The sequence below is a fragment of the Apibacter sp. B3706 genome (assembly GCF_011082725.1).
In the GTDB taxonomy this organism is placed as follows: Bacteria; Bacteroidota; Bacteroidia; order Flavobacteriales; family Weeksellaceae; genus Apibacter.
Map to the genome: position 1 here is coordinate 2,213,043 of NZ_CP049715.1, position 24,872 is coordinate 2,237,914.

Annotated in this window: 21 protein-coding genes and 1 riboswitch; of the genes, 5 read left to right on the top strand and 16 right to left on the bottom strand. The window is 31.2% G+C overall.

Annotation, left to right across the window (positions count from 1 at the left end; translation table 11 throughout):
- Positions 1-12 precede the first annotated feature (12 nt).
- The gene (gene hemL, locus G8C41_RS09670; RefSeq protein WP_166007529.1) at positions 13-1,299 is read left to right on the top strand and encodes a glutamate-1-semialdehyde 2,1-aminomutase; all 1,287 of its coding nucleotides are present in this window, start codon (positions 13-15) and stop codon (positions 1,297-1,299) included.
- 61 nt (positions 1,300-1,360) lie between these two features.
- On the opposite strand, the gene G8C41_RS09675 is transcribed toward hemL, so the two are convergent.
- Both G8C41_RS09675 and G8C41_RS09680 read right to left on the bottom strand, forming a co-directional pair.
- A complete protein-coding gene (locus tag G8C41_RS09675; RefSeq protein WP_166007531.1) occupies positions 1,361-1,678 on the bottom strand; it encodes a DUF4286 family protein in 318 nt (105 codons plus the stop codon).
- A gap of 12 nt (positions 1,679-1,690) precedes the next feature.
- Positions 1,691-3,118 (bottom strand): TonB-dependent receptor, encoded by a 1,428-nt coding sequence (locus G8C41_RS09680; RefSeq protein WP_166004843.1) that lies wholly within the window; start codon positions 3,116-3,118, stop codon positions 1,691-1,693.
- A gap of 34 nt (positions 3,119-3,152) precedes the next feature.
- On the opposite strand from G8C41_RS09680, the gene G8C41_RS09685 reads away from it, so the two are divergent.
- Entirely contained in the window at positions 3,153-3,926 is a 774-nt protein-coding gene (locus G8C41_RS09685) for an MBL fold metallo-hydrolase (protein WP_166007533.1), read from the top strand.
- Between the two features lie 141 nt (positions 3,927-4,067).
- Positions 4,068-6,161 (top strand): phosphate acetyltransferase, encoded by a 2,094-nt coding sequence (gene pta, locus G8C41_RS09690; protein WP_105296874.1) that lies wholly within the window; start codon positions 4,068-4,070, stop codon positions 6,159-6,161.
- Positions 6,162-6,220: 59 nt separating this feature from the next.
- Here the strand turns inward: pta and G8C41_RS09695 are convergent, their stop codons facing one another.
- Complete coding sequence (locus G8C41_RS09695; RefSeq protein ID WP_160568768.1) at positions 6,221-7,084, bottom strand: MBL fold metallo-hydrolase; 864 nt, start codon at positions 7,082-7,084, stop codon at positions 6,221-6,223.
- 40 nt (positions 7,085-7,124) lie between these two features.
- Positions 7,125-7,625 carry a DUF456 domain-containing protein gene (locus G8C41_RS09700; RefSeq protein WP_105296872.1) on the bottom strand — a complete coding sequence of 167 codons (501 nt, stop codon included), beginning with the start codon at positions 7,623-7,625 and terminating at the stop codon, positions 7,125-7,127.
- 95 nt (positions 7,626-7,720) lie between these two features.
- Here G8C41_RS09700 and G8C41_RS09705 point away from each other — a divergent pair, with 95 nt between their 5' ends.
- A complete protein-coding gene (locus G8C41_RS09705) occupies positions 7,721-8,932 on the top strand; it encodes a mechanosensitive ion channel family protein (RefSeq protein ID WP_166007535.1) in 1,212 nt (403 codons plus the stop codon).
- Here the strand turns inward: G8C41_RS09705 and G8C41_RS09710 are convergent.
- On the bottom strand, positions 8,929-9,537 hold the full coding sequence (locus tag G8C41_RS09710; protein ID WP_166007537.1) for a TetR/AcrR family transcriptional regulator: 609 nt from the start codon (positions 9,535-9,537) through the stop codon (positions 8,929-8,931). The genes G8C41_RS09705 and G8C41_RS09710 overlap by 4 nt on opposite strands.
- A gap of 188 nt (positions 9,538-9,725) precedes the next feature.
- Positions 9,726-12,188, bottom strand: coding sequence for a TonB-dependent receptor (locus G8C41_RS09715; RefSeq protein WP_166007539.1), 2,463 nt, complete (start codon positions 12,186-12,188; stop codon positions 9,726-9,728).
- 161 nt (positions 12,189-12,349) lie between these two features.
- On the opposite strand from G8C41_RS09715, the gene G8C41_RS09720 reads away from it, so the two are divergent.
- Positions 12,350-14,344, top strand: coding sequence for a ComEC/Rec2 family competence protein (locus tag G8C41_RS09720; RefSeq protein WP_166007541.1), 1,995 nt, complete (start codon positions 12,350-12,352; stop codon positions 14,342-14,344).
- Here the strand turns inward: G8C41_RS09720 and G8C41_RS09725 are convergent.
- The 10 genes from G8C41_RS09725 to metQ all read right to left on the bottom strand — a co-directional run bounded on the left by G8C41_RS09725 (position 14,331) and on the right by metQ (position 24,869).
- Positions 14,331-14,828, bottom strand: coding sequence for a thioredoxin family protein (locus G8C41_RS09725; protein WP_166007543.1), 498 nt, complete (start codon positions 14,826-14,828; stop codon positions 14,331-14,333). The two genes, G8C41_RS09720 and G8C41_RS09725, sit on opposite strands and share 14 nt — an antisense overlap.
- Positions 14,829-14,917: 89 nt before the next feature.
- The gene (locus tag G8C41_RS09730) at positions 14,918-17,056 is read right to left on the bottom strand and encodes a TonB-dependent receptor (RefSeq protein WP_166007545.1); all 2,139 of its coding nucleotides are present in this window, start codon (positions 17,054-17,056) and stop codon (positions 14,918-14,920) included.
- Positions 17,057-17,114: 58 nt separating this feature from the next.
- Positions 17,115-17,209, bottom strand: a riboswitch (TPP riboswitch).
- 11 nt (positions 17,210-17,220) lie between these two features.
- A complete protein-coding gene (locus G8C41_RS09735) occupies positions 17,221-17,931 on the bottom strand; it encodes a C40 family peptidase (protein ID WP_166007547.1) in 711 nt (236 codons plus the stop codon).
- A gap of 216 nt (positions 17,932-18,147) precedes the next feature.
- Positions 18,148-18,531, bottom strand: coding sequence for a DUF3276 family protein (locus tag G8C41_RS09740; RefSeq protein WP_105296864.1), 384 nt, complete (start codon positions 18,529-18,531; stop codon positions 18,148-18,150).
- Between the two features lie 120 nt (positions 18,532-18,651).
- Complete coding sequence (locus G8C41_RS09745; RefSeq protein ID WP_166007548.1) at positions 18,652-20,409, bottom strand: ABC transporter ATP-binding protein; 1,758 nt, start codon at positions 20,407-20,409, stop codon at positions 18,652-18,654.
- Between the two features lie 107 nt (positions 20,410-20,516).
- On the bottom strand, positions 20,517-21,524 hold the full coding sequence (locus tag G8C41_RS09750; protein WP_166007550.1) for an aspartate-semialdehyde dehydrogenase: 1,008 nt from the start codon (positions 21,522-21,524) through the stop codon (positions 20,517-20,519).
- Between the two features lie 36 nt (positions 21,525-21,560).
- Positions 21,561-21,992 (bottom strand): hypothetical protein, encoded by a 432-nt coding sequence (locus tag G8C41_RS09755; protein ID WP_166007552.1) that lies wholly within the window; start codon positions 21,990-21,992, stop codon positions 21,561-21,563.
- A 113-nt stretch (positions 21,993-22,105) separates the two neighbouring features.
- Positions 22,106-23,350 (bottom strand): type IX secretion system plug protein domain-containing protein, encoded by a 1,245-nt coding sequence (locus tag G8C41_RS09760; protein ID WP_166007554.1) that lies wholly within the window; start codon positions 23,348-23,350, stop codon positions 22,106-22,108.
- 26 nt (positions 23,351-23,376) lie between these two features.
- The gene (gene mtgA / locus G8C41_RS09765) at positions 23,377-24,036 is read right to left on the bottom strand and encodes a monofunctional biosynthetic peptidoglycan transglycosylase (protein ID WP_166007556.1); all 660 of its coding nucleotides are present in this window, start codon (positions 24,034-24,036) and stop codon (positions 23,377-23,379) included.
- Positions 24,037-24,065: 29 nt separating this feature from the next.
- On the bottom strand, positions 24,066-24,869 hold the full coding sequence (metQ, locus tag G8C41_RS09770) for a methionine ABC transporter substrate-binding lipoprotein MetQ (RefSeq protein ID WP_221411726.1): 804 nt from the start codon (positions 24,867-24,869) through the stop codon (positions 24,066-24,068).
- Positions 24,870-24,872: the final 3 nt, after the last annotated feature.

A 24,872-nucleotide genomic window follows, 5' to 3' on the forward strand; every position in this document is an offset into this window, starting at 1 on the left:
TAGGGTTGGTAGATGTTATTTAAAAGAAGTAAGGCTTTATTTCAAGAGGCGCAACAATATATACCCGGAGGGGTAAATTCGCCCGTTAGAGCATTTAAATCTGTCGGAGGAGTTCCGGTTTTTATGAAATCGGCAAAAGGTGCATATCTTACAGATGAAGACGGAAACACATATATAGATTATATAAACTCATGGGGCCCCATGATTCTAGGTCATAATCATCCCCAAGTAGTAGAAGCAGTAAAAGAGCAAATGAAAAATGGGTTTTCATTTGGAACTCCTACGGAATTAGAAACAGAAATCGCTAAATTGATTATCTCTTCTGTTCCTTCTATTGATAAAATAAGAATGGTTAATTCAGGTACGGAAGCCTGTATGTCTGCAATTCGATTAGCAAGAGGTTTTACATCAAGAAATAAATTTATTAAGTTTGAAGGGTGCTATCATGGACATTCTGACTCCTTTCTTATAAAAGCCGGAAGTGGTGCTGTTACCTTTGGAAATCCTAATAGTCCGGGGGTAACGGAAGGAACGGCAAAGGATACTTTGTTGGCTAAATATAACGATATCGAATCTGTAAAATCTGTTTTCGAAAAGAATAAGGGCGAGATTGCAGCAGTTATACTAGAACCTATAGCAGGTAATATGGGATGTATATCTCCTAAAGGAGATTTTCTTGTTAAGTTAAAGCAACTATGTGAAGAAAATCAGTCATTACTGATTTTTGACGAAGTCATGACAGGTTTTCGAGCAAAGATGGGTGGAGCTCAAGAGTTTTTTAACATTCAGGCAGATATAGTAACTTATGGTAAAATTATTGGAGGTGGAATGCCCGTTGGAGCATTTGCCGCTCGAAAGGAAATAATGGATTGTTTATCTCCGGTTGGTAAGGTTTACCAAGCGGGAACTTTATCCGGAAATCCAATTGCTATGAGGGCCGGATATACAACCTTATCCATACTGAAAGATGATTTAGATATTTTCAATAGAATTACGCAGACTACAAAAATCCTATCCGATGAATTAAGAACTATTTTTAAAAACGCCGGTATACCCGTGTGTATTAATCAATGTTCATCGATGATGACCGTATTTTTTGGTATATCAGAAGTTTCAAACTTTGATGATGCAACAAAAGCTGATCATGAAATGTTTAATAAATATTTTCATTATCTACTTAACCACGGAATATATTTGCCGCCCTCAGGTTATGAAACATGGTTTATTTCTGATTGCATAAAAGATATTGAAATTGAAAAAACATTAGATTATACAAAAAAATTTATATTATCTCTTTGATTGGAAGATAATAAATTACTTAGTATAGTATATTTTCTTTTTATATAGAAGAAATGGCAAATTAAAATTCGAAACTTTCAAGTAGCTCTAATTCAGTTTTAAAAGGCAAGACTCGAGTTCCAAACTTATGAAATAATAATTGAGCAAATCGATCGGAATGGTTTTTATAAAAGTCTTCTAAAACTTTTTTGTTAGCGGCATAATATTGGAGGGAATAGGTACATCCTGATTCATCCGGATGAGAAATAACTTTTGAAAATATAACCTTAGTGAATATTTGAATTTCATACATTTCAGGGATTAAAGTATTTTTAACCCAATCGATCCATTCCTTTTCTAAAGGATATTCAACGTGAAAACTTTCTGAATATATAATCATTTCATTAAAATATTAATTAATAGCATAATCCACTGAGTACCCGAACATACCCTTTTCTTTAATCATATCGGCAACTTCATTGGGCATATTAATTTCCCAACCGTTTTTACCGGAAGCAATCTGAGTAAGAATTTGCTTTCCATAAATTCTGAGATAGGATTCATTATAATCTTTAATATCTACAATCCTCTTATTTTTTTTGAAATACTTGTATAAATCTTTAAGGCTTTCATTAACTTTTAAATTTTCAGAATTGAGAAACTCTCCTGTTTCTTGATCAACATATGGATAAAGATAAATTCGCATATGCTGCTTAAACAGCTTTCCAAAAGCTTCCATAATACCACCGCTTAAGTGGTTATAATATCCTTCTTTAAAAATGTCCAATAAATTATTAACACCCATTGAAATACCGATTCGTTCCGTAGTAAATCTGCTGAAATAATCTACTAAGCGATAATATTCGGAAAAATTAGAAATTAAAACAGTATATCCTAATTTTCCTAAAACATCTGCCCGATCTAAAAAATCTTGTTCATTGATCTCACCGGAAGCAAGCAGGTTGGATAAAGTAATCTCAAATAGTACCTTAGTATTTTCTTTAGTAACCTTTTTTTCATTCATAAACATTTTCAAACCTTGATTACACATATCAATGTTTACATGGGTAACCGGACGGAAACTTCCTCTTAATGCGAAAATATTTTTATTATATAATTCATCCGCGGGAAGAACATTTTTTCCGTTAGGCTCAAAAACAGCTGCATCTGCCATTCCGTTTTTAACTAACTGTAAGCTCATTAAACGATTGTCCACAGCAGCATAATCCGGTCCGCTGAAATTAATCATATCAATTTCAATCTGATCGGTGCTGAGTTCATCATAAAGAGATGAAATTATTTTTTTGGGATTATCACTGTAAAAAAAAGAACCATAGATTAAATTGACTCCTAAAATGCCTAAGGTTTCCTGTTGTAATTTAGTGTCGTTTTCATGGAAACGAACATGTAAAATAATTTCATTATACGGTTCTAATTCGTGTAATTGAAATCGGATTCCAACCCAACCATGCCCTTTAAAAGTTTTATTAAAATTGATGGTAGTAACTGTGTTGGCATAAGAAAAAAATTTTCTGCCTGAACAATTGCTTCTATCGATTCGTTTCTCAATTAATTCAATTTCATGGTCAAGCATTTTATGCAATCGTGCTTGAGAAACATATCTATTATCCGGTTCTTTTCCATAAATAGAATCACTTACTTCTTTATCATAGGCAGAAATTGCTTTGGCAATAGTTTTAGAAGCTGCGCCCGCTCTAAAAAAATAGCGTACGGTTTCCTGACCTGCTCCTATTTCAGAAAAAGTCCCATAAATATCTTTATTTAAATTAATCTGAAGAGCTTTTTGCCTAGGGGTTAGTACTTGTTTATGAGAGAGCATATTTTCAACTTTTGTTCGTAAATTTACAAAAATTATGGTACTACAAAAAAGTAATATAACATTCTTAGGGACAGGAACTTCTCAAGGAATTCCGGTAATAGGTTCAAATGATCCGGTATGTAAGTCTCAAGATGAAAAAGATAAAAGATTACGAACTTCTGCATTGGTTCAATATAAAGGTTTGGATTTATTAATTGACTGCGGTCCTGATTTCAGACAGCAAATGTTGCGAGAAAATAAATCCAATGTAGATGCCGTATTAATAACGCATGAACACACAGACCATATTGGAGGATTAGATGATTTGCGTCCCATCAATTTTTTAAAAGGACAAGATATTCCTATTTTTGGAAAGGAAAGGGTATTAGAAGATATAAAAAGAAGATTTTCTTATGCTTTTGCAGAAGTAAAATATCCGGGTGCTCCCGGTTTTGAATTACATTCAGTGAATGGTGATATCTCTTTTCAAAATGTTTCTATTCAACCCATATATATTTTACACGGTAAGTTGCCCATTTTAGGATATAAAATAGGGGGATTATCATATATCACTGATGCTTCCTTTATTTCTGAAGAAGAAATAGAAAAAATTAAATTTTCAGAAGTATTAGTTATCAATGCTTTAAGAAAGGAAGCTCATGCTTCCCATTTTACTTTGTTTGAGGCATTGGAAATCATTGAGAAAGTTAAACCTAAAAAGGCTTATTTAACACACATCAGCTATCAACTAGGGTTTCATGAAGAGGTAGAAAAAACATTGCCTAATCATGTTTTTTTAGCTTATGACGGATTGAAAGTTGAATTTTAATAAGAATGCATATTTTTTTACTAAAAATCATATTTTATAATAAATAAAAGGCATTATTTAGATATATTTTAATTTATAAATTTAATTAAATGTATATTCCTCAATTTTGTACTTTTGCAATACTTACAATTATAATATTAAATGAACAATAGATCAGTATATGTAGCGGCTACATGTCCTTATAGCGGAAAATCTTTGATTAGCTTGGGGATATTGCAAATGGTAATGAGAAGAACACCGAATATTGGTTATTTTCGTCCTATTATTGATGATTTAGATGATGGGATAAAAGACAACCATATTGAAACTATGATTTCTTATTTTAATCTTAATCAGAGTTATGAAGATGCATACGCTTTTACTAAAAGTGAAATTATTGATCTTCAAAATAGTGGCAGATTAAATGAGGCATACGATAGTATTATTCAAAAGTATAAAGCATTAGAAGATAGATTTGACTTTGTACTAATCGATGGTACTGATATATCAGCAGGTAGTACTTCGTTAGAATATGATTTGAATGTTATCATTGCTAAATCTTTAAATATTCCGGTCGTTCTTGTTGTAAAAGATTCATTTAAAAATTCGCACGATTTAGCTAAAAATATAAGTCTGGAATTAAACAATTTTTTAAAGAAGGATAATAAAGTTATTGCGGTAATTGTTAATAAATGTGATAAAGATATAGAAGAAGTTATTACTAAAAGTAAGAAACGCATTGGTGATTCCGTTTTATTATCTATAATTCCTAACGATAAACCTTTAAGCTTTCCTACACTAAAAGAAGTTGCAGATGTTTTAGGAGCTAAAGTACTTCATGGAAGTGAAAATTTAAATCGATCCATCACTAAGTTTATGATTGGAGGTATGTTACTATCTCAATTCATTAACTATGTTGAAGAAGATTGCGTTGTTATACTTCCCGGTGATCGATCCGATTTAATCGTTGGAACTTTACTTTCCAACTTATCTAATTTTAAAAGAATTTCAGGAATAATACTAACTGCCGGAATAGGTCCTGATGCTTCAATCATGAAAATGATTGACGGATCGAGTGTAAACATGCCTATTATGCTTGTTGATATGGGAACATTTGAAGCAGCAACAGCTATTGACAATATAAAATCAACAATTTATCCTGAAAACACGGCAAAAATTAAACGTAATATTGACCTGTTTGAACAATATGTGGATGTGCCGGAGCTTGATAAGAGGATTTCTTCATTTAAAATTGAAGGAATTACCCCTAGAATGTTCCAGTATAATTTGTTGAAAGAAGCTAAAGCAGCCCACAAACATATAGTTCTACCGGAAGGTGGAGATGAGAGAATTTTACGCGCCGCTTCCATGTTAGCGGATGATGAAATTGTAAAGATCACAATTTTAGGTAAACCGGATGAAATTATACAAAAAGTTAACCAACTGGGACTAAGTTGGAATACGGATCTGATTTCTGTTTTAGATAATACAGAAAACGATAAGTTAAATGATTATGTTGATACCTTATATGAACTTAGAAAAGATAAGGGTATGGAACATGCTCAGGCTAAAGATTTAATGTTGGATGCTTCCTATTTTGGGACAATGATGGTGTATAAAGGAGATGCAGATGGAATGGTTTCGGGAGCTCAAAATACTACGGCTCACACGATACGCCCTGCATTACAATTTGTTAAAACTAAACCGGGAATTAAAACCGTTTCTTCCGTATTTTTCATGCTCTTGCAAGATAGGGTACTAGTTTACGGTGATTGTGCTATTGTTCCTAATCCTACTTACGAACAGTTGGCAGATATAGCAATTTCTGCTGCAGGAACTGCAAAAGAATTTGGAATTGAGCCGAAAATAGCCATGCTTTCTTATTCATCCGGATATTCAGGAGCGGGAGTAGATGTGGATAAAGTTAGAAAAGCAACAGAGCTGGTAAAATCTTTGCGTCCTGACTTACTAATTGAAGGACCGATTCAATATGATGCTGCGGTGGTTCCAAGTGTAGGTAGCAGTAAAATGCCGGGGTCTTTAGTTGCAGGTAAGGCAAATGTATTGATTTTCCCGGATTTAAATACCGGTAATAATACATATAAAGCGGTGCAAAGGGAATCCGGAGGACTAGCGCTGGGACCTGTACTTCAAGGATTGAGAAAACCTATCAATGACTTAAGTAGAGGCGCAAAAATAGAAGATATTTACAATACGGTTGTAATTACAGCTATCCAAGCAGCCAACGACAATTAAAAAAATAGTATTTAAAGAAGAAAAAAAACTCTATCATTGAATACGATTGATAGAGTTTTTTATTTTCCAAAAATATCCAGAAAGCTAAACGTTTGATCAAGCCTGATTCCTTTTTCTGTTTTTTTAACTGTACACAATTCATGAACGGCATCATGTTCAAAAAAGAAAAAATAATTTTGAGATTCGGCAAGATTTAAAATTTGTTCCTTTTCGGGTATAGTGAGTAGGGGGCGGGTATCATATCCCGCAATATAAGAAATTGGAATATGTCCAGTAGTAGGTAACAAATCAGCAGCGTAAATTATTGTTTTTCCCTCATAAATTATTACGGGTAACATTTGCTTATCTGTATGTCCATTAACAAAATATATATCAAAGCCTAAAGGTGAATTTTTCAGGAAATTATCTTTAGGAATGGATATAAATTGTAATTGACCACTTTCTTTAATGGGAAGAATGTTTTCTTTTAAAAAAGAAGCTTTTTCTCTTAAATTAGGTTGGACGGCCCAATTCCAATGATCTTCATTGCTCCAATAAATAGCATTTTTGAATGTTGGTTTATAACCCGATTTACTTTTATTCCATTTAATGGCTCCCCCGCAATGATCTAAATGTAAATGAGTAAGAAAAACATCAGTAATATCATCACAGGTAAAGCCATATCGTGCTAAGGATTTTTCTAAAGAAAAATCGCCCCATAAATAATAATATCCAAAAAATTTTTTATTTTGTTTGTTTCCAATACCCGTATCAATTAATATTAGTCTTTTGCCATCTTCTATAAGAAGACATCTCATAGCTAAATCGACCATATTATTAGAATCTGCAGGATGTGTTTTTTGCCAGATAGATTTAGGTACAATGCCGAACATAGCGCCTCCATCGAGTTTAAAATTTCCGGTTTCAATCGGATATAATTTCATAAAGTATTGTATTTGATACTTTAAATATAAAGTTTATTTATCAATTAACGCTAAAATAAGTAAAGGTAAGATGGATAATAAAAATGGTCATCATGATTCCGCATATAATTATATTAACGCCCATACAAAGAAAATAACTAAGTAAAGCACCCAAAGAGGCTTTCAAAGCCCCTCTTTTATTCATAAAATCATAAATCAATTCTCCAACGAAGGCTCCTAAAAAAGGTCCGTACAGAAAACCATAGGGTACGATAAAACCTATCAATGTTCCTATAGTAGCCCCGATAGCGCCGTATTTGGAACCACCAAATTTTTTAACAGTAAGAATAGGCATAAAATAGTTAATGACCATTCCTAATATGGTTAAAATCGCACAAAAAGAAATCCACCACCAACTTAAATTTTCGCCAAGAGGGCATAACTTATAAACTAATAAACCTATAAATGCTATAGGTGTTCCCGGTAATGCAGGTAAAACGGAGCCTATAATTCCAATAAGTATGAGAATAAATATTAAAATTATCCAAATTAAATCAGGCATAAAATATGATACATTAAAAGTAATTATAAAGATACTTAATAAATTATAAACTTTTCTCTTTATCTCTAATAAATTGATATAAACTTAACGGATTAATGAATGAGGCAACTACATTAAGGCAAAAAAACCAAAATACGATAATCGATCAGTTGGATCGCTATATTTCGAATCATTTTCCCGATGAAGTGGTTTTAATCACTCAAATTGCAAGTAAAGTTTTAATAATACTGGTTATTTTTTTGATTTTAGATTTTTTACAGCGTAAAGTATTATTAAAAATTGTATTGAAAATTGTTCCGAATACAAAAAATATATGGATGAATACCTTTATTGAAAAAAATGTATTTACCAGTTTCTTTCGTCTCTTGCCTTTGGGGATATGCTATTTATTAGTGCCCGTTATTTTTTACCCTCATCCTCAGAGTTTCCATATTTTAGATTTAGCATTCAGTATATTTTTAATAACGTTTATTGCTAAATTTCTAATTAGTGTTATCAATTCTTATGCTCAAGTAAAAAATAGAGACAGAAGCTATGTTACCGTTGGATTAAATACGTTTTTGGAACTTCTTAAAATGTTAATTATAGTATTATCCAGCTTTATAATTATCTCAATTGTATTTGATTTAACAAGTTCTAATATTTTTACCTTTATAGGGGCTACCATGGCTGTTATAATTCTAGTATTCAAAGATCCTATATTAGGATTTGTGGCAGGAATTAATATTTCTAACTCCAAACAATTAAAATCGGGCGACTATATTTCTATCTCCAAATATAATTTAGAAGGAAGCATAGTGGACATTAATTTAATTACCACTAAAATTTTAAATAAAGACAAAACCGTGTCTACCATACCCACTTATGATTTAATATCCACAGAAGTTAGAAACTATGACCCCATGAAAACTTCGCATACTCGAAGAATAAAAAGGTCAATTGTTTTCAATAGCCAATCCATTGAATTTTTAGGAAAAAAAGAATTTGAAGAGCTGAAAAATAGTAGCCTTCTCAAAGAATATTTTACCACTATTACATTGGATGAAGGCATAAGTCATACAAATATGGGAATATTTAGAAAGTATGTACAAGCTTATCTTAAAAAAAACTTGCGCATATCTCAAAAAGATACAATTTTGATACGGCTGTTAGATCCGACGATTTACGGAATTCCTTTAGAGGTTTATTGTTTTACCAATACTTCTGATTTGAATGAATATGAAGAAGTTCAAGCAGAGGTCTTTGAGCATATCATTTCCATTTCATCTTTTTTCGGACTTAAAACTGTTTCGGTAATTCCTTCTTAATTTTTAGAAATATATTTTTCAAGTTCTTTACAACCTTTTTTGGTAGCAATTGAACGTATTAATAACTCTATAAAATATTTTTTCACAACGTTATCATTTACGTTAACTTCAGAAAGTTTATCATCAATAGCTATAATCTTTTCAATCAGGTAAAAATATTCAACCGTTAATTTTTTATTGATTTTAGATCTGTATAATCCTTCCTCAATACCTAAAATAATATTTGTTTTAATTAACGTTTTTAAAGAATCGTTTTGTAAAGAAATCATTTCGGTATATATATCCGGATAAAAACTCTTTAGTTGAAATAAGGTTTGGTTTTCTTTAAAAAAAATAAAATGGCTGCTGTCTTCAAGAATAATAAATTTTTGTTGAATGATATTCGGGCAATTTTTAATTTTATTTTCAAGTTCTTGAATAGCAGCGGTGATGCATTTACTGAATGTATTTTTTATTAAATCTTCTTTGCTGGAAAAATGTTCATAGATAGTTTTTTTGGACATACATAAATCTTTACTGATCATGTCCATGGTGACCACTTTAACTCCTATTTGAGTAAACAGCTCAATTGATTTATTAATAATTTGATCTTTAATTACATCCATAATGTTAATGCTATTCAAACAAATATAATAAAAATAGAGTAAAATAATTACTATTTTACTCTACTATTTATTGTAATTATCAAGTAATTACAAAAGTATTTTAGAATTTAATTACGTATGAATTTGATCCAAATAATCAAACATAATATCTTATGAGTATGTAGGATTATTTATGGTTAACTTATCAACTAAAAATTGTAGGTAACACCGAAATTCCAAGTTCTTCCGTTGCCGAAATAGACCTGATTCGCGGTATCGATTCCTTTAAATTTCACGTTTTCTGCTCCTTTATCACCGGATTTTATATTGGTTTTAGAATAGGTCATAAATACATCATTTAATGCATTGTTGACATTGGCTCTAAAACGTAATGAGGCTTTGTCGAAATATATAGTATATGAAGCTCCCATATCCAACGTAAAATAATCGGGTAGTTCAATTAAGTCGATTTTTGTATTTGTAGCCGCCCGGGTTACATCAAAATCCGAATATAATTTTTCATATCTGTTTAAGTCAGCATCAAAAGTGAAATTTTTAAATGCTTTATACACTAAACCAACTCCATAACTGAATTGGGGAGCGTTTGAAGTTTTTACATCATCCAATAAAATATCCTTTTCACTTAAAATATTGGACAAATTATTGGAATCGTACGTTGTAGAATGCGCATTACCATTATATTTCCAATTGCCTAAAGATAAATGCCCTTTAAAATGTAATTTTCTAATAGGCTTGGCAAGAAATTCCACTTCTATACCCTGATGGAGTTCATCGATGCCTGATCGATTTTCAATTTGATTGATGCTTTCGTTTGAAATAGTTTCTACTCTGTTATTCCAACTGGTTCTGTATAAATTTATACTTAAATCCAAAAAGTTATAGTGAAGTTCATATCCGATTTCAAAACCAATAATTTCCTCATTATCAGCCAGCGGATTCACATCATTTTTCCAATTTAAAAATAAATTATTCTGAAAAGGCTGTCTGGAATAATATCCGGCATTTCCGAAAATATTGTGATTTTCATTAATTTTAAAATTTACTCCTCCTTTGATATTGTAACCGGTATTATTTAGCGTTTTAGATTTTTGATGGTTGGGAGTGTAATTAAATCGATCTTTTCTGGAATTATATTGTTCGGAAATTACCCCTTGTATAAAGGCGCTCATAAATGGATTAACATATTCAAATTGTCCGAATGCTCCAATATATTGAATGGTTTCATCGTAATCAAAACTCAACCTTTGCCCCCTACTTACATTTCTAAATAAGGAACTCCAAGGATTAATATTATAGTTTTTAGTTGCAGTATGGGTACCGTTTACATTGGTTGAGATATTGTCGGTTATTCCGGATAATCCTAAAAAGTTATTGGCTTGTTGAAAATGAGTACCCGTATAAGCTCTCCCATCAATTCCGACATTAAATTCAAAATGTTTTTTAAATTTATGATTAAAGTTGGATACCAGCCCGTACCATTGATGATTGTTTACCGAAGATCGTATGATGAAATTATCACTACCTGTTCCTATTCCATCGCTATTATGTGTAGAATTATAATCGAAAATTGCATCCCAACTGATGGTTCCATTTTCCTGATTTCTGCTTCCGGGTATAGTGTTGGGATTTTGCGGAGTCGAAATATTTTGAGTTTCAATGTATTTAGAGCCATATCCCCCGGTTCCTCCACCTCTTCCCAAAGAGCCGTAGAACACGGTAGACAAAGTACTTTTTTCATTGATTTTCCAGTCCCAATTTAAATTGGCTACTGATTTATGATAGTAATTGGTTCGTAATAAAAGTTCTTTTCCGTGTAACCAACCTTGATTTACATTATATCGGTAACCATATCTTTTAAAATCAGATATTTTTGTATAATAATTTTGATCATGATTTTGAGGTGCTCCAAAAATTATAAAATTGAAATTATGCTTTTCATTGGGTTGAAAGCCAATTGATAAAAAGTAATTTTGACCATAACCTTTAGTTCCTCTGTTGTACCCGTCGCCTCTCCACGTAGAAGTTGAAAAAGATACTCCCCATTTTCCCTGTAAACCGCTGTTGTATTCATAGGTAGTTCTCCAAAAACCGTCATTTCCCGTTAAAAATCGAGCCGTTGAACCGGCTTTTTTGTCAGTGGCTTTAGTTACAATATTTATGGTGCCGCCAACGGAAGATATAGCAAGTTTAGAAGACCCAAGACCTCTTTGTACTTGGATGGTGTTGGCAATGTCTATTAATCCGGTCCAATTGGTCCAATACACACTTCCGCTTTCCATTCCATTAACAGGCTGACCATTTATCAAAACAGCAGTATTGGATTGATTAAATCCTCTTGTAATCATTTTTGAATCCCCATATCCGGTGGCATCATTAACATAAATGGAAGGTGCATTTTTCATAAGTGCAGGAAATTCCTGATTTCCTCCTTTATCCCTGATTTCTTGTTTTTTAATAATAGAGACAGCAATAGGGGTTTCTCTTTCTTTTACAACATCAATAACTCCTTTTCCAATGACTACAACATCGTCAATTTCTTTTTCTGAAATTTGAGTTGAATCCGGAGATATGTTTTGTGCAAAACCAATAGCCGTTGGAGCCATAATGCTTAAAAAGCAAAATAGATCTAATGCTTTATACTTTAGATTCATAAATATTAATTTAATTAGTTTGTTTTTGTATTCTTTTACAGTAGTAAATATAATAGTATTAAATAAAATACTAAAATCTATATTGAAAAAAAATGCAACAAAATGTAGAATTTTATATACTTTCAACTTTAAATTTTTTATTTTTAGCTAAATAAACTTCTATGAATTTTTCAAAAAATCCTTATGTATATTATTTTTTGGCTTTGATAATGGGGATTTTTTTATGTGATCTCATTTTCATTCCGATTCTTTATATATTAATTTTATTGGGGTTACTTTTAGTGCTCTTAGGATTTATTATAAATAAAGCTGATTACAAAGGCATATTTTCAATTTTAACTTTAGTAAGCTGGAGTTTACTTGGAATGGTTGTGGTTGATTTAAATAATAGTCTATTAGATGATCACTATATAAATTATAAGGAAAATGGAAAAGCTCAAGTGCTAACAGTTGTATTAAAAGAGCAAAACAATTCAACTAAAAATTTCCGAAAATATACTGCAGAGGTTACAAGTATTATATATAAAAACAAACAGTTTCAAACCAAAGGATCAATTATGCTCTTTGTTGATAAACAAAAATATAATTCGGTTTTAACTCTAGGCAATGAATATATTTTGAAGCTTACAATTACTGATCCGACAGGGGCTTTGAATCCTCATCAATTTGATTATTCGAATTATCTAAAAAGAAATTATATTTTGCAGACGGGCAGAGTAGATGAAATTATTTCAGAATCGCCGCATACATCACTAATTTATTCGATTAAAAATTTTAATCAGTATTTAGTTAAAAAAATTGAAAGTTCAACATTAGGAGAAGATTCAAAAGAATTTTTAAAAGCATATTTATTGGGTGATCGGTCGGAAATGAAAAAAGAATCTATTGATGTTTATTCTAAATCCGGAATTATGCATTTAATAGCTATATCAGGAATGCATATTGCTCTGCTATTTGGTATTATTTTCAACCTATTAACCCTAATGATGAAAAGTGGAAACAGAAAAACCATCATTATCATTTCATTACTGTTTGTATGGTTTTTTGGCTGTTTGGTTGGACTTACCTCTTCTGTTTTCCGATCATGTTTAATGATAACGATTTATTATTGTTTTGAATTGTTGAAACGTACCGGTTCTATCTATCACAGTATGTCCTTATCTGCTTTCATTATTCTTTTATGCGATCCGAATGAAATATATTCCGTGGGTTTTCAATTAAGTTATATAGCCGTATTTTTTATTGTCTGGTTGTCCCCCATCTTGATTTGTCATATGAAAAGTAAGAATAAAAAAATTAATAAATGGATCGTAAATCCATTAGCGGTTACTTTAGCTGCACAGGTAGGAACGCTTCCTTTTGTATTATTTTATTTTCATCAATTTTCATTGTTATCGATTCCTATCAATATTTTAATAATACCTTATACATTTATAATTACTTATTCATCAATAGTAGAGTTATTTTTGGTTTTCTTACCGTGGGAGTATCAGGAATATTTTTCATTTATTTATGATTTTTTAGTTAAGCTTTTGGTAGATTCTACCTACTATATATCTTCGGTTGAACCACTAATGCTAAAAAATATTCCATTGAGTTTATGGGAATTGTTTTTGATCTCATTTTCTCTGATTTTTTTAAAAAATTATCTTTCAGGATTAAAAATGAACTATCTAATTCCGCCTTTATTATGCATAATTCTCTTTCAGTTGAGTATTTTATATAATGATTATCATTTATCCGGAAAGAAAAATTTTATAGTATTCAATCATAAAAATTCTTTATTTGGATTCAGGGATGGCAAGAAATTGCTAGTCGTAGGAGATTCAACTGAAAATTGGGAACTAGTAAAGCGATATATTATAGATCCTTACAGCATAGGAGAAAGAATCAATGAGATACAAATAATACTTTCTAAGGAAGATAAAATTTATAAATGGAAAGGTAAAAAAATTCGAATATTAAATAAATCTTCAAAAGATAGTAAGGATTCCGTTGATTATCTGATTGTAAATAATCCATTAATTGAATGTGAAATAGTTTCAGACGGTACAATTATAATTACAGGAAACAATAATAAGCATAGGCGTTACAACAATAATTCTTCAAAATGTTGGTATACCTCAAGGCAAGGTGCTTTTATTAGTTGTCTTTGACTAAATTTTTGTCTAATTGAGATTTTACATTTTTTATAGTATTCAAGAACTCTTCGGGCTGCATAAATCCTGAAATTACTGAAACTGTTTCTCCTCTTTCATTTATTAATACCATGGAAGGATATCTTAAATTACCCCCTAATGCATAATAAGCCCAAGATTGTATTCCGGCTTGTCCGTTTGTAATGTAATCGAACGTATTTCCTTTAAAAGTTATGGATTCTTTAGATTCTGCATTAAATTTAACCGGGATAAAATTCTCATTAATATAAGAGGCTACTTCCTGATTTTGGAATGTATACTTATCTAAAAATTTACAAGGACCGCACCAGTCAGTAAAAATATCTACAAACAACAACCTATTATCTCCATGCACTTGAAGGCTGTCACCTTCTGACAAATTTTTCCACTGAATAAATTTTTTATCTTGAGCAGATAAGTTTATAATCGATAAGGCAAAAAATAAAATAAACAGATTTTTCATATTAAATCTTTAATACAAAAATATATATTTAAATAGAATCAGTCAACTAAAATAAACTTTTTATCCGAGGTTTTCACAAAAGCATATAGTTAGAATTTAAAGCTGATGCCTGTTAAAAAATTAAATCCGGCTTGAGGATAATAAATAGGAGTATTATCATAATAATATCCGTTGTTTTCATATTTAGTATTGAAAATATTATTTAAGGCAAGTTTCAAATTAAAAGATTTCATTGAAAAAAGTGATGGAGAAAATTCAAATATCATGTCAGAAATAAAATAACTGTCCAATTTTCCATTTTTAGGCTCTTCGTTGGTAAGATATTGACTGCTAACGTATTGGTTCATCCATTTGCAATTTAAATTTTTTATAGGCTTCCATTCTGCTATAACATTTCCAATATACGAGGGAGAGAAAGCGATCGTGGTATTTCCTAGTTTTTTTATATCTGAATCAGTTTCCTTTTTAAAATTTATATTTTTATTAATGCTTAAGGTTGAATTAGCAGAAAGTGAAAATTGAGTTGAAAATTGATAGGCTGCCGAAAGTTCAATTCCGGTTCGATAACTTTTACCGCTGTTTTCTCGTATAAAACTTCCTACATCATTTATTTTACCGCTTAATACTAATTGGTTAATATAATACATTCCGTACCAGTTTGCAGAATATGAAAATTCACGGAAATTTTGTTGGATTCCTAACTCCACATTATGAAGAAGTTCTGCTTTTACATTTTTGTTTTCCAATATATCGTTTCGGCTGGGTTCTCGTTGAGCTAATCCATAGGTGACATAGATAGAACCTTTAACAATTTTATACGATGTTCCTATTTTGGGATTAATAAAATTATAGTTTTTATCAAATTTTATAGGTCCACCATTCTTATAAACACTTTCTCCACCCGGGAGGTCATGACCTTTATATTGTATGGATCGATATTGAATATCTCCAAATAAGTCTAAGTTGGATGTAAGAGTTACTATTGCTTTAAAAAAGCCTGAATATTCGTCTTTATCGGCTTTATTTCTGTAATATTCATGATCTTTCAAGCCATTTGAAAAATATTGAGCCCAAATAACATTTCCGTAATGATATCCTTTATATGTATTTGCACCCATTCCAATTTCAAGATTCCAATTATTAATCGTTCCGGTTACACGATTTAATATTCCGTAAAAATTATTATCCAGCCATTGTCTTCGAATCAAATCTGAACGCGAAATGGTTTCATTACCTATTATAAGATCCTTTAATTTATAGTTGGATAATTTGGAATCTTGTTTATACTCTTCATAATATCCTTTACCACGAGTATAAAAAAGCGTGGAATTTAATACCCAAGAATTAGTAAACCTTTGTTTAAAATATAAATGATAATGATCTTGATTATAATTATCGGTTTCATTAGTATAATATCGGATAATATTTCCATCTTGATCATAAATGGCTCCGCATGAATTAAAAGTTCTTCTTTTCTTCATCATTTCTTCATTAACACCATTCCAAGCTTGATAGGTTTTTTCTTGTCCGCCAAATGTCATTAACCCGATAGATGTCTTATTTTTTTCGTATAGACCGTGGACATAATAAGAGAAAAGATCAGAAAACGCACGGTCTATATATCCATCAGACTTTATAAAAGATACTTTGGTATCTAAAGAAAGTGTCTCATTAAAAAATTTGCCCGTACCAAGTCCAAAAGTGTGCTTATGAGTTTTAAGCGAACCCACAGATTGATCTGATTGGAAATAAGGAGTTTTAGACGGTGTTTGAGTTTTAGCATTAATACTAGCACCGAAAGATCCCGTTCCTTCCGTTGACGTACCTACTCCCCGTTGTATGGTAAGGTTAGATAATGAAGAGGCAATATCGGGCATATTTACCCAAAAAGGACCTTGAGATTCTGCATTGTTGATAGGGACTCCATTTAAAGTAACATTTATTCGTGTTTGGTCACTGCCTCTTATTCTTAAACTGGTATAACCCACTCCCGCTCCAGCATCTGAAGTGGAAACTACCGAAAGATTATTTTTTAACAAGTAGGGGATATCTTGGCCTAAATTTTTGGCTTCCAGTTGTTTTGAGGTAATACGTTCTTTAGTAATGGGAGCATTGCCTGAAACAATAATTTCTTTCAATTCAATTAAAGAATCTTTCTTAATCTGTCCTTGTAGGCTTAAACTAAAAAGAGCGATAACTAATAAATAAAACCAATCCCTTTTTTTCATAATAAATAAATTTCAGGGATATGTTACAGGACTAAAAAAAATAAGATTTCAAAAATTTGAAATATTTATCTAAGATTTCCCTTGACAACATTACTTGTCCAGGTTCTTAGGGTATAATCTCAGCCGTTATAAACAGCACCCCTTCATAGTGTTAAAATTAATTTTTATACAGAAGCTTTAGCTAGACTAGTATCATTTTGAGCTTCTTCATGTATTTTTTGAATGTCTATATCAGAATCTAAAATTCTTTTACCTGTTCTAAATTTCGCGCTCCAATAAGCAGTATCAAGAGAAGAAATAGTTACTCCCTTGGACGAAGACGCATGAATAAAAAATATTTCCCCGGTTGGGCTTACGCTTTCAACAATACCTACATGAGAAATTCTGCTTTTAGGAGTATGAGCAAAGAAAATAAGGTCTCCTTTTTTTAGATTATGTTTAGAAACAAAAGTTCCTCTATGCGATTGTTCAATTGATGTACGAGGCAAAGAAATGTTTAATGCAGCAAACACATGCTGAACAAAAGAAGAGCAATCTATACCCCTTCTAGTAGTTCCTCCGTATTTATAAGGAGTTCCTAAATAAGTTCTGGCTTCACTTAGTAAATTATAAGCTCTTTTTGAAAATCTGCTTTCGGCATAGATATTGCTGTTTTCTAGTAAAGCAGCATCTTTTCTTAATGTTGTAGAATAATTTTCATCACTAACCGATGCCGTACTGTAAAGTTTAACAGTTTTAGGATGATAAACCAACATTTCGTTAGTGGAAGGATATTTATAGGTATCGTTATTACTTGCTACGTAATTAGATACACACGAGGTAGCAGAAGTTGAAATTACTATAATTACAGAGAGTATTTTTATTAAAGACTTCATATATTCAAAGATGATACAACTAATTTATGTTGATCAAAAATAAGAATCATATAGATATTTATGCGATCAATTTAACTTTTTTTATATATATTTAACACAATGTTTAGAATATGTTAAATAAAAGTTAATGAAATAGGTGCAATAAAAAACAGATATTTTCAAGATAAATATCTGCTTTTTTATATGGTATAAATTTAGATTTTTAAAAAATGCTATCTAAATGTCATCGAATTCAACGTTAGTATAATTTGAAATATTTGCTGAATTTGCATTGTCTTTATTTTCTTCGGATTGAAGATGAAAATCGTCTCTATGTCTTTCGGAAATAACTTTTTCTCCGGTTTCTTTAATAATGAAAGCGGTAGTTTCTTCAAAGATGTCTTTGAAATTTTTAAAATCTTCTTTATATAAATAGATTTTAAATTTCTTGAAACCTAAAGCGCCTTCTTCGGAAATATTCTTTTTGCTCTCAGTAATTGTTAGATAATAATCACCTGCTTTAGTTTCTCTTACATCGAAAAAATAAGTTCTTTTTCCTGCTCTTAATACTTTAGAGAAAATTTCATTTTCTTTCTTCTCTACATTTTCAAAATCATTCATCATATATGTGTTTTGTTTTTTATTGCCTTAAATAATATCTTTTAAGGGATAATAAAATTTAATTTTTTTTGTTTAAACAGAGCAAAAATATAAAAAATACTCTTAATATTACAATTGTTTTTATGATAGTTTTTGCGTAATTTGTTTTTTATATAATTCAGAATAAAAACCTTGATTTAAAATAAGATCTGCATGAGTTCCTATCTCATTTATTTGCCCTTGATCCAGCACAATGATTTTATCTGAATGTTTAGCGGATGAAACGCGGTGAGTAATAATTACTGTTGTTTTAATATCAATGTCATTTTCAATATTAGATAATATTTTTTCTTCTGTTTCAGTATCGACAGCAGATAAACTGTCATCAAATAAAAATATGGTAGGATCTTTAATCAATGCTCTTGAAATCGATATACGCTGTTTTTGACCTCCCGATAGGGTTACCCCTCGTTCACCTACTTCCGTTTGATATTTATCTTTAAATTCCATAATATTGGAATGAATTTCTGCTTTTTTAGCATATTTTTCAACTTGTTCCAATGTCGCGTTTTCAACCCCGTAAGAAATGTTGTTAAAAATGGTATCCGAAAAAAGAAAACTTTCCTGAGGTACGTACCCGATTTTATCTCGTATTACATTTAAATTATGTTGGGACAAAGGTTCATCATCTATAAAAATTGCTCCTGAATCCGGCTCAATAAGACGTTCCAATAACAGAGCAATAGTTGTTTTTCCCGATCCGGTCTTTCCCATAAACACGATCGTTTCCCCGGGTTGTATTTCAAAAGATACACGGTTAAGAGCTTTTATTCCTGTATTCGGATAGGTGTAAGAAACATTTTCAAATCTGATTTTACCCTTTATAGGATAAACATTAAAATTGGTATTTTTAACCTCTTCTTTAACGTTTAAGAAATCATTAATTCTTTCCATGGAGGCTTCAGCTCTTCGGACCATAGATATAACCCATCCTAAAGCTGTAAATGGCCAAATTAAAACATTAAGGTAAAGAAAAAAATCTGTAATAGTCCCGACGTTTATTTTACCGTTTATATATCTTTGGCCCCCAATATAGAGTATAAATAAGTTGCTTAATCCGATGATTAAAACCATTAAAGGAGAAAAAATGGCCTCTGTGGTTGAAAGCGAAAGGGATTCATTTCTATATTGATTCGATTGATTTATATATTTTGATATGATATAGTCTTCTTTAGTGAACGATTTAATAACTCTTATCCCGGAAAAGGAGTCTTGAACAAATGAAGAAAGTTCCGATTGTTTGCCTTGTACAATTTTAGTTTTCTTATTAATAATGGTACTTTGTTTGTATATAAAATAAGAAAGAAACGGTAAGGGTAGAATAGCATAAAAAGTCATCACCGGATCAGAAGCCAGCATATATCCGAGAATCAATATAAGCATTATAAATAAGTTGGCGCTATACATAATTCCTGGGCCTAAATATTGACGAACATTTACCACATCTTCGCTGATGCGATTCATTAGGTCTCCTATTTTAGATTTTTTATAAAAACTGAAAGAAAGCGTTTGATAATGTTTATATATATTATTTTTAAGTTCAAATTCGATTCTTCTGGAAGCAACGATTATGGTTTGCCTCATATAAAACTTCATGATTCCGGAAGTAATTGGAGCCAGTACGATAATTCCTCCATAAAGAAGAAGCTGCTTCATTAATTGCTTTTTATCTAGTGAATCTGAATGGGTAAGAGATTGAGCAATAATATTAATGGCCTTTCCAATAAATTTTACAGGGTAAATAGTTAAAAAATTGGAAAGTATAATAAATACAACTCCATACAGAAGGAGTTTTTTGTGTTTTAAAAAATATGGATTTAAAGTTTTTAAGGCACTCATAAAAGCAAAGTTACAAAACTTGTAGTTTTTATTTCGTATAAACTAAAAAAGTGTATCTGATTGGATTAAATCGGATACACTTTATCATATATGGTATAGATTGCGATTTATCTTTTTTTATGTTTAATCAAATATTCTGCAATTTGAACAGCATTTAAAGCAGCACCTTTACGTATTTGATCACTTACACTCCAGAAAGCAATACCTTTAGGATTGGTAAGGTCTTTTCTGATTCTTCCTACAAAAACTTCATCTCTTCCTGATAAGAATAAAGGCATAGGATATTTTTTTTCTGAAGGATTATCATCAACAATTATCCCATTGAATTTTTCAAAAGCGTTTCTAACTTGTTCAACAGTTAATTCGTCCTCAGTTTCCACCCATATGCTTTCAGAATGTGCGCGCATAACAGGAACACGAACGCAGGTTGCAGATACCTGTATATCGGAATGCATAATTTTACGAGTTTCATTATACATTTTCATTTCTTCTTTAGTATATCCATTTTCTGTAAACACATCAATATGAGGGATTAAATTAAAAGCCAATTGATGAGCAAATTTTTCAACTAAGACCTCCTCACCGGCAGTTGATTGTTTTGCTTGTTCAACCAATTCTTTCATTGCAGAAGCACCCGCTCCGGATGCTGATTGATATGAAGAAACATGTACCCTTTTTATATGTGATAATTGTTCAATTGGTTTTAAAGATACCACCATTTGAATAGTTGTACAATTGGGATTTGCAATAATATTTTTTGGAGTATTCAATGCATCTTCCGCATTTACTTCCGGTACTACTAAGGGTACATCATCATCCATTCTAAACGCAGATGAATTATCAATCATGATCGCACCATATTTAGTGATGGTTTCCGCAAAATTCAACGAAGTACCTCCTCCTGCAGAAACTAAAGCAATATCTACCCCTTTAAAATCGTCATTATGTTGAAGTTCCTTGACTGTATATTCCTTGTCCTTGAATTTATAAATTTGTCCTGCACTTCTCTTGGATCCGAAAAGTACTAATTCAGTTAAAGGAAAATTTCTTTGGTCTAAAACTTTGAGAAGCTCTTGCCCAACAGCTCCGCTTACTCCAACAATTGCAATTTTCATAAATATATACTTTAATGATTTTTAATTATTTATCTTTTAGGGTAATAAACTGTTCCAAAATGCTCTAGGTATCATACCAAGTACTAAAGCAAGTGAGACGACAGACATAAGAAGTGTCCAAACTGAAATTTTAGGTGCTTTTTTAATTTTTGCATTTACAATTGTAATTAAAACTCCAACCAAAACCATAGAGAAAGGATGTTCTATATAATTTCTTCGTATTGCAGCAATTCCCATAATATCTTTCATGCCGGCATTTTGAAAGATAGGAGAGCTGAAAAATAATAGTATTCCAAGGAGAATCTGTGTATGTGTGAATATCAAAGTTATAAGAGAGATTCTTTTCACATGACCACTGACAGGTCTTTCCTGTAAATAGTAAATAAACGATACAACAGTAAGTAATAAAACAAAAACGAGGGTAATCATACCTACATAATGGTGTATGTTTTTAAAAAGGATATACATAAATTTGATTCTATTTCATTTTAATATGTAACAAAAATAGTAAACCTATTGAAATATAAGGGTATTTTAATCATTTTTATTGAAATTTTAAATACCGCATAACTAGATAAGAATTATAATCTGTTGGCTCTAATTTCTCCGTAGCCTATAAGTGCATCATAAGTGCCACCAAAAGGAGTATAATATAACAAACCTTGATATAGGTTTTCTGTTTGCCAAAATGAACCGGGAATTTCTGAAATGCTAAAATGGTTGTTTTTTTTGTCAACGGTTGCAATAGTGTAATTATAATACCCTTGTTTTAATAGCATTGTTTTTACGTATAAACCTTGATTTTCATCGTAAATCATCCGATTAGAATCGGAAAGTTCATAATTATTGAATAATCCTACAACATACAAATCTTTATTTTCTAAAGGCTGTTTAAGTTCCAAAGAAAAAGTTACCGGAGTATAATCGCCTTCTGTTCGGGCATCCCTTTCCTGGTTAAGATCAAATCTCCTGAAATAATAAGCACCGTTGACATCAGGATTATAGGCATAGTCAAGCGGATACGGAGCAATGGAATATAAATAGGTAAGATAAAGCGGGTTATTTTCTTCCGATTTAAATACTCCGTAACCCGGGATGGAAATATTTTTGGTATCGAATGTATAAAATTCATTACCTCCTTCAAAAGCATTGGTAAGTTGTCCGAACGTGAAAGAATTACCGTTTACAAACTGTGGTTCTATATTAAAGATCGCAGTTTGCCAATTGTTATTTTGAAGTAAACATAAAGAAAGTTGTCGGGTGGAGATTGAATTTATTCCCGAAACGACAGCTTGTGCTTTTACTCGCTGTGTTATGTTCGGGTTTTTAGATGTAGAATACCTCTCATATCCGACATTAATATGAGCAAAATCATCGTAAAATGCAATTCTCTTACTGAATAAAGGTTTGTGGTTATCAGTAAAAACAGTTAGGAGATAATTTCCTGAAACCTTAGGTTGCATGTCTTTATTTGGGAATTCTAAGGTATAATGAGTGTAATTTTGTCTCGTATTAAAGGAAGGTTGATAATCGTATATTTGAGGTAAGGTATATCCGTCGATATATTCTGATTCAAAAAGATGATCTTCATTCCAATTTCTGTCGTAATGCTTAATAGTATAGTAAATTTTTTCGTAGCCTCTATCTAACAGGTCAAAAGTAAGAACAAACATACCTTTGTTCATGGAGATAAAAGGAGTTTCATCATTCGTATCGGGATTGAATAATTGTATACCATTGACGGATGAGCTGTACACTTTTTCTAAAGCCTGCTGAGAAAAACAGAGCTGAGAAAGTAAGCAGAAGAAGAGAATCTTTTTGAGCATTTTTAGTTTTTTTTAAGTTATGTATACTACAGAAATTTTACAGAGCCTTGTAAATTAGACATTTGCCGCATGATCCATAGTTTTCTTTTTTGAATGAACTTTCCATTAATTTTTTTTCCATATTCTCGGGGATTGGGTAAAAGAGCAGCTAAAGTTGCAGCCTCGCTTTTTGTGAGCTGAGAAGCCGATTTGTGAAAATAATGTTGAGAAGCGGCTTCTATCCCATAAATTCCATTACCGAATTCTATTACATTTAAATAGACTTCCAATATTCTTTTTTTACCCCAAATCCACTCAATGAGACAAGTGAAATATACTTCCAGACCCTTTCTAACATAATTTCTACCCTCCCATAAAAAAACATTTTTTGCGGTTTGTTGTGAAATGGTGCTTCCTCCTCTTTTGGGAGATCCTTGTTTTTCAATTATTTTTTGAATCTCTTTAAAATCAAATCCGCCGTGTTTAAAATAATTTTGATCTTCACTGGAAATTACCGCAAGTTTTATGGAATTATTCATACTTTCTATCGGAATCCATTTTTTTTCAATGCTTGAGCCATTCACAAAAAATCTTTTTAACATAAGTTCTGTGTATGGAACAGGCAACCATTTGTATACAAAAACCATTACAATAGAAAGTACCCATAAACCAATAAAAATCCATTTAATCCATCTAAAAATCTTCATTAAAATTTGATTGATTAAAAACGGATGAATTACCAGCCTTTAACAGCTCCTCCCTTAAATTCTCGATCGGTAGTTTCTGCAACTTCATCCGATTGATAAGCTTTAACAAATGTTTTTACATTTTCAGCATCTTTATTATCTTCTCTTGAAACGATTACATTCATATAAGGGGAATCTTTGTCTTCAACAAAAAGACCATCTTTTAATGTAAAACCGTCTTTAGCTGCAAATGTATTATTGATAATGGCAACAGCTACTTTATCATCATTTAGAATTTCAGTTAAAATAGCAGGATCCATATCGACTATCTTTAAATTTTTAGGATTTTCAATTATATCAGAAGCGCTGGAAATAAGGCTTTTTGGATCTTTTAATTTGATTAATCCTTCTTTTTGAAGAAGCAGTAATGCTCTTCCTCTGTTGGTGGCATCATTTGGAATTCCAATAGTACTGCCGGGTTGTAATTGATCAAGCGATTTTATTTTTTTAGAATATCCGGCCAATGGATAAATAAAAGTATTTCCTACTATGGCAAGTTTATATCCTCTTTGTTTGATGATATTATCCAAAAATGGTTTATGTTGAATAATATTAATATCAATATCCCCATCATTAAGTGCCGTATTCGGTAAAATATAATCATTGAATTCTACCAATTCAACATCTAAGCCGTATTTTTCTTTAGCAACCTTTTGAGCGGTTTGGGCAACCACAAACTCCGGCCCCGATTCAACTCCAACCTTAATATAATTAGGATTATTTGCCCGGTCATTCTTGCAAGAACTTAGAAAAAAAACAGAAGCAAGTACGGTAAAGACTATTAGTTTTCTCATTAT